This is a genomic window from Pseudomonas sp. (assembly GCF_026224925.1).
Classification (GTDB): domain Bacteria; phylum Pseudomonadota; class Gammaproteobacteria; order Pseudomonadales; family Pseudomonadaceae; genus Aquipseudomonas.
This window is the reverse complement of the sequence record NZ_JAMFRV010000191.1, coordinates 1-6,412: the sequence shown is the minus strand read 5'-3', so window position 1 is coordinate 6,412 and position 6,412 is coordinate 1. Positions and strand designations below refer to the sequence as shown.

Here is a 6,412-nt window from a genome sequence, read left to right as displayed (position 1 = left end):
TCGCCGCGCACGCTGCGCCGCAAACTCGAAGCGATTGGCAGCTCCTACAACCAGATTCTGGAAGACGTCCGCAAAAAATTAGCCATCCGCTATTTGCTCGATACGCCGTTGACCACCGAGGCCATCTCCGAAAAGCTCAGTTACAGCGACGCGGCCAATTTTCGCCATGCATTCAAGCGCTGGACCGGAACCGCACCGCGGGCATTTCGCTCACAGAACCGCGAGATCGACTGGGGGATTGCTCCGACTTATACATTGGCAGGCCCAAGCGCGAACGCCGGTGCAATGGCGCAAGCCCACGCGTAAGCCCACGCAATCTCCTGCAAATTAAAATTCAAATAGTTTTGTGTTGTTTGGTGAGAGGCGGGGTTATCCCCGCCGTCCTCTCACACCGCCGTATAGATGGTTCCATATACGGCGGTTACTGCCGACTGACAAACAATGTCTTCAGGGACGAAACACCTCGTACACGGAAGGCAGCTCATCGGCTTCGTGCCCACTGGCCGCTGTTTTGTCGACGTAGTCGGAAAACAGCCGCAGCAGCCCGTGCTCCACGCCGGCATTCTTGGCCCGCTTTAGCAGCGACTGGACGCCCAGCGAATGGACATGAATCGACGCCTCGTTACCCGAGTAATTCTGGCGATCGATGGCCTCGATAGTGCGCTTCCAGGTACTTTCGATGACCGGCTTGAACGCCGCCAGAGCGGTCGAGAAATCCTTGATATCTATCTGTTCGGCCTGCAGCATCGCCGCGCTTTGCATCAGTGCGAAGGTATTACCGTAGTACATCGTCAACAGGCTGCCATCGAGCAGATTCGCCGAGGCCGGCTTCTCCCCCACATAGGTCATGCGCCCGCCAAGCAGCTTCATCTCCTGCGCACAACTGCGCCAGACCGCCTCGTGGCCCGAGACAAGGAGCATGCACTCCGGACCGCCGACCTTGGTCGGGTAATCCATGATCGCGCCGTCCATATAGTTGACGCCAATCTCGGCAGCCCACTGCGCTCCGGCTTCGGCTTCCTTGCCATCACCAGTAGTGAACTGGACGACCGTCTTGCCTTTGAGCAAGGGGGTTATTTCATCCCGATGAAACAGCGCATTACTGGTGGCGTAATCCGCCAGGCAAACAATGATGAGTTCGGAAGCCTTGATCGCATCGGCAAAATCTGCCGCCGCGGTGGCGCCCAGCGCCACCAGTGGCTCAGCCTTGGCCGCCGAGCGATTCCAGACAGTGACTTGCAAACCGGCGCCAATAAAAGGCGGTACCAGCGCAGCCCCCATTTGTCCCAGACCGATAAACGTCACGTTTGAGTATTTCATGCTGGCTCCCTTTCTCAATGGTGTGCATCGGCGACAATGCGCCGGGTAGCCAATACTTTAGGCATCCCATGACTGGCGAAAAAGGTGATTTCAGGCCAACAAAGTAACCCTGACGGGACACTCGCGAGGTCATCCGGATGGCCATCGAAGCTGGCCGCATCACCTTGGTAAGTTGGCCCATGCTCACCTGTTGGCGGCGACCATCCCCCCCTAAGATAAGCCCAACGGCAATAGTGCCGAGGCAGAACGCCGTAGGCACCCCATTCCACAGAGTGAGAGAGAGCGACCGATGAGCATCATCCAGGCAGGCCACATCATGTTGAACGACCCGGCTCACGCACGGGTGGCGCACGACCCCAAGTACGGGCACGGATCCGCTTTCATCCATGGCACCTATGTAGATCTGGATAACGCGGCCATCCCGATGTCAGATATTGGCTTCACGCAGGCAGACGCCTGTTATGACGTGGTCAGCGTCAGTAAAGGCTACCTGTTCCGGCTCGAAGATCATCTGGAGCGCTTTGAAGGCGCCTGCAGAAAGTTCCAGCTGACCAACCCTTACACCAAAGCGCAAACCGCCGAGATCCTTGAAAACCTGATCAAGCAAGCAGGCACCAAAGAGGCCTACGTCTGGTGGGCAGTGACCCGCGGCTTCATGCCCGACGGCGACGAGCGCATCAACCCCAAAGCTTATGAAAACCGCTTCTACGCGTTCGTCGTCCCGTATGTTTTCATTTCCGGCGATGAGCAACGCAGCCGCGGAATCGATCTGCTGGTGAGCAAGCAATACATCCGCATTCCACCCAAAGCGGTCGATCCTACCGCCAAGAACTTCCACTGGATGGACCTCAAGCTTTCGCTCTTCGAAGCCGGTGCAGCGAAAAAAGACTGGTCGGTATTGTGTGACGCCGACGGCTACCTGACCGAGGCCCCAGGCTCGAACATTTTCCTGATCAAGGACGGCGTGCTGTTCACCCCAGACTCCGGCTGCCTGGAAGGCATAACGCGCAAAACCACACTGGACCTGGCCAAGGAAATCGGCCTGCCGGTGCGTGTTGAGCGTGTCCATGCCGAGCAACTTCTGAATGCCGACGAGGCCTTCTTGACGTCCACCGCCGGTGGTGTCATGCCCATCAATAGCGTTGACGACAACGTGTTGGGTGACGAGGCGGGGCCTGGTGCACTGACCACTCAATTGCACAACCTGTACTGGACCAAGCGTTGGGACGGCTGGCTTGGCACCGCCGTAGACTTCAGCACTCCAGCAAAGGTCTAGTCGAACCTTATGGTGCGGTGACCGTGCAGGTCACCGCAGCTTATTCCTCCATGGACGAGTTGGATATCGCCTCGCTTTTCAGCGCCATGCAACCTTGAATCCTCTCTAGCCAATGAGCGTTTTTCCATGACTACTGCACCTAAACGTGTCGCCATCATCGGCTTGGATCATTTCGGCAGCAGCATTGCCCGCACCTTGGCGCAACAAGGCTTTGAAGTTACCGGGCTGGATCCTCTGCGCCACAACTTGGTAGCGCCCTGCGAAGGTTTTCGCTTGCTGCGCAACCTCGAACAGGCGATCGACAGCTGCGACGTCGTGATCACCTGCTTCCCCGATCAATTGCTGATGAATGCACGCCTGTGCAGCCCTGAGGCCACATTCGGACTGCATGGCAAGGCGCTCATCAGCTTCAACACCTCGCAGACCCGCCCGGCGGCCTCTGCTCGCTCGATGGGCGAATGGGCCCGCAGCGAGCACATCGACTACCTGGAAATCAGCCTGACGGGCGAGGCCGACAGCATTGGGCAAAACGACTGCGAATTGGTATGTGCCGGGCCGCGACGGGCCTATGAAAGGCTCAAGCTGCTGTGTCGGACCTTGGGATCGTCCCTCACCTACCTCGGTACCGACTGCGGCGCGACGCTAGAGCATTGATCGGTAATTACGCCCCCGCCCACCGGTGCTGACACGCACCACCGAGTCTCGATTCCGCCCTCTGCGCAGTGCGCCCTTCTTACTGACCCCTCTTCGGACCACACGCAAAGAACTCACCCTCCCCTCTGTGAGTTTTTTACGCAAGATGCTCATCTGCCACTTGACCTAGGTCAAGCGACCGTATTTAATCGGTCGTATGACCTAGTTAACCATAACGTGTTTTTCTAGGCCCTGCGTGCGAGCGCAATCCCTACCTGATAGACCAATAACAACAGGGTTCCGCATGCCGGTCCCGAAAGGTCAGGAGATAAAAAATGAGGTCAAAGACCCGTTATGGAGTCGTTGCAATGCAACGCCCAGCCACATCCGATTTTGCTGGCTTTACCCCATCCGTTTGCATCGGCAGGGCATCGCAATGCGATCCCCCGCCTGTGCATGAAACTCCCCGGCCTGCCCAAGCCAATGTGTTGAATCTGGAATAGATCGACGCGGATATCTCTTTGCGATTGCGCCTTGCTGCGCGGTCAATTTGCGTGGTTATCGCTGTGAGGGCGGGACGATGGGACTAAGCGAAACAACACCGATTACTTTCGACGACAAGATTTTTTCGACGGCAGAGATCCTGGCCGCCGTCAGCGTCACCGCCAGTGACGAGCGTCAGGTGAGTGAATGCCTGGCAGCCGGGGGCATGACGCTGTCCGAGCTGAGCAATCCGCTCAGCAGGATTTCTCTCAATCAGCATGCGCAGATTCATGCCGCGTTTAATCAACACGCCAACAACCCGTTGCTCGGCCTGGAGGTAGGTAAGCGCCTGCACCTGACGTCCTATGGCATTGCCGGCTTCGCCCTGCTTAGCAGCGCGACATTGCGCGAAGCGTTGGTGGTCGCCAGCCAGTTCGGCCTGCTGATGAATCTCAAGATGGCCCTGCAGGTAACTGACGTGGACGACATAGCGCGTCTGGAACTCAGCGATCAATACGGCCTGAACGACGCGCAAAAAGGTTTCTGGTATTACCTGGAAATATCCAAACTGATCACGCTGCTGCAAGACGTCCTAGGGCTCGGATTCAAGTGCCAAGGCGTTGACTTGAGCATCGACGCCTCGGCCGAGGAGCAGGCCAACGTCAGCGCTAGCCTTGGCGTGGAGGTGCGCTTCAACTGCAGGCGCACAGCAATCCGCTTCGCTGCGCATTGGTTGGACAGCAACTTGGCTCAAGCAAATAGCATCACCCATGCCAATTGCAAGGTCACTTGCCAGACGCAAATACGCGACATCATCCAGAAATATGACCTCAGCCATCAGGTGCAAAATCTGCTACTCAGTTCGGGGCACTGTATCGCCTCGTTGTCGGACATCGCCGAGCGCTTGCACCTGTCGCCGCGCACGCTGCGCAGGCGCCTCGATGCCCTGGGCACCTCCTACAATTCCTTGCTGGTGGAAGTGCGCAAGAAGTTGGCCATTCGTTACCTGTTGAACACGCCAATGACCACCGAAGCTATCTCCGAGCAGCTGAACTACAGCGACGCAGCGAATTTTCGCCACGCCTTCAAGCGCTGGACCGGGCGCTCACCACGCGAATATCGGGTACTCAACAACGGCGGAAAATATGCCTTGCGATTCGGTCAGGGCAAGAGCGGTGTCGCACAGATTCAGCACTCGTCTGCGGTCTGGGCCGACAAGAGCATGGCCGCCATCGGTTGATGACAGCGGCCCACGCACCGCCATCGCGCGCCCCCACGAAAAAGCGCGACGGTGGCGTTTTTCAATCAAGCGTCATCCCCTATAAGGAACTCATTGATGGATATGAAACTGGCTGGAAAAGTCGTCGTGATCACCGGCGCGAGCACCGGGCTCGGCCGTGGTATCGCACTGAAGTTGGCGGAAGAAGGCGCACGGCTGGTCATTGGTGACATCAGTGAGACAAGCAACCCCAACGGCTTCGATGAACAGCCCGAACTGACCACCGCCGAGCTGATTACTCAACGTGGCGGCGAAGCGCTGTTCCAGCGTTGCGACGTGACTCGCAGCGCCGACCTGACCGCCCTGGTGGCCGTCGCCATTGAGCAGTTCGGTCGAATCGATATCATGATCAACAACGCCGGAGTTTATCGTGACGGCAAGCTGATCCACGAGTTCAGCGAAGAAGACCTGGACCTGTGCATGAACGTCAACGTCAAGGGCACCTTCTTCGGCGCTCAAGCGGCGGTCAGAGCCTTCCTGCATCAGGGCGGTGGCGGCAACATCATCAATATTGTCTCGACTGCCGGGCTGGGCGGCCATCCCTGGCAGTCGGTGTACAACATATCCAAGGCTGCGCAAGCCAACATGACCCGCTGCCTGGCCATCGAATATGGTCATGAAGGGATTCGCGTCAACGGCATCTGCCCAACGTATGCCAAAACCGCTCTGACTCGCGCCTTGATGGAACAGCCAGGGTATGTCGATGACTTCAGTGAAAGCATCCCGCTCAAACGCTGGGGGGAAATCCACGATATCGCCGATCTATCCGTATTCCTCGCCTCTGAGCGCTCCAGCTACATCCATGGTGCACTGGTGCGCATCGACGGTGGTGAAACCCTTTCCCGTTACTCGGTCTGATCTTCTGGAGTAAACAGGCTAATGCCTGGCGCTTATACGCCAGGCATTCAAGCCACACGAGCGAACAAGGTCACAGTGAACTGACCAGATGCCCACCGTCCACCGCCAACGTTGCCCCCGTCATGAAACTGCCCGCAGCGCTGGTAAGCAACAACAGCGGGCCATTCAGTTGCTCCAACTGGCCTAGTTTGCGCATCGGCACCGCCGCCTTGATGTAAGCCTGGCCTTTTTCCGAAGTGAAGAAACTGTCATTCATTTCGGTCTGGAAATACCCAGGCGCAATGGCATTGACCCGGATGTCATAACGGGCGAATTCCAGGGCCAGTGCCTTGGTCAACTGCAACACCCCGGCCTTGGCCGCGCAGTAGTGACTCAAACCTGTACCCACGCGTTCGCCAAGGATGGAGGCAATATTGACGATGCTGCCGCCCTTCCCCTCCTTAGCCATGCGCTGCGCGGCACATTGCGCCACGCGCCAGACACCGTCGAGGTTGGTGGAAATCATGGTGCTCCAGTCCTGCTCGGTCACCTCAAGCGCCTTGACCGCACCGCCCACACCCGCG

The 6,412-nt window shown here is 57.8% G+C and carries 7 protein-coding genes; 5 read left to right on the top strand and 2 right to left on the bottom strand.

Annotated features, from left to right (window positions below; genetic code table 11):
* Window positions 1-306: AraC family transcriptional regulator (locus tag M0974_RS08195; RefSeq protein ID WP_297835131.1), on the top strand; the 306-nt coding region annotated here is incomplete at its 5' end.
* 141 nt (window positions 307-447) lie between these two features.
* On the opposite strand, the gene M0974_RS08190 is transcribed toward M0974_RS08195, so the two are convergent.
* On the bottom strand, window positions 448-1,320 hold the full coding sequence (locus M0974_RS08190; protein ID WP_297835128.1) for an NAD(P)-binding domain-containing protein: 873 nt from the start codon (window positions 1,318-1,320) through the stop codon (window positions 448-450).
* A 289-nt stretch (window positions 1,321-1,609) separates the two neighbouring features.
* Here M0974_RS08190 and M0974_RS08185 point away from each other — a divergent pair, with 289 nt between their 5' ends.
* From M0974_RS08185 to M0974_RS08170, 4 genes are all read left to right on the top strand, one after another.
* On the top strand, window positions 1,610-2,596 hold the full coding sequence (locus M0974_RS08185; protein ID WP_297835125.1) for an aminotransferase class IV: 987 nt from the start codon (window positions 1,610-1,612) through the stop codon (window positions 2,594-2,596).
* 126 nt (window positions 2,597-2,722) lie between these two features.
* A complete protein-coding gene (locus M0974_RS08180; protein ID WP_297835121.1) occupies window positions 2,723-3,250 on the top strand; it encodes an NAD(P)-binding domain-containing protein in 528 nt (175 codons plus the stop codon).
* Between the two features lie 559 nt (window positions 3,251-3,809).
* Window positions 3,810-4,952: an AraC family transcriptional regulator gene (locus tag M0974_RS08175; protein WP_297835119.1), complete on the top strand. Its 1,143-nt coding sequence runs from the start codon at window positions 3,810-3,812 to the stop codon at window positions 4,950-4,952.
* A 96-nt stretch (window positions 4,953-5,048) separates the two neighbouring features.
* On the top strand, window positions 5,049-5,849 hold the full coding sequence (locus tag M0974_RS08170) for an SDR family NAD(P)-dependent oxidoreductase (RefSeq protein WP_297835116.1): 801 nt from the start codon (window positions 5,049-5,051) through the stop codon (window positions 5,847-5,849).
* Window positions 5,850-5,919: 70 nt separating this feature from the next.
* Here M0974_RS08170 and M0974_RS08165 read toward each other — a convergent pair.
* Window positions 5,920-6,412, bottom strand: a 493-nt coding sequence (locus M0974_RS08165) for an SDR family oxidoreductase (protein WP_297835113.1), incomplete at its 5' end; no start/stop codon positions are given.

Coding starts and splice junctions, on each gene's coding strand:
- M0974_RS08190 (WP_297835128.1), bottom strand. CDS start 1,320: ATGAAATACTCAAACGTGACGTTTATCGGTCTGGGACAAATGGGGGCT.
- M0974_RS08185 (WP_297835125.1), top strand. CDS start 1,610: ATGAGCATCATCCAGGCAGGCCACATCATGTTGAACGACCCGGCTCAC.
- M0974_RS08180 (WP_297835121.1), top strand. CDS start 2,723: ATGACTACTGCACCTAAACGTGTCGCCATCATCGGCTTGGATCATTTC.
- M0974_RS08175 (WP_297835119.1), top strand. CDS start 3,810: ATGGGACTAAGCGAAACAACACCGATTACTTTCGACGACAAGATTTTT.
- M0974_RS08170 (WP_297835116.1), top strand. CDS start 5,049: ATGGATATGAAACTGGCTGGAAAAGTCGTCGTGATCACCGGCGCGAGC.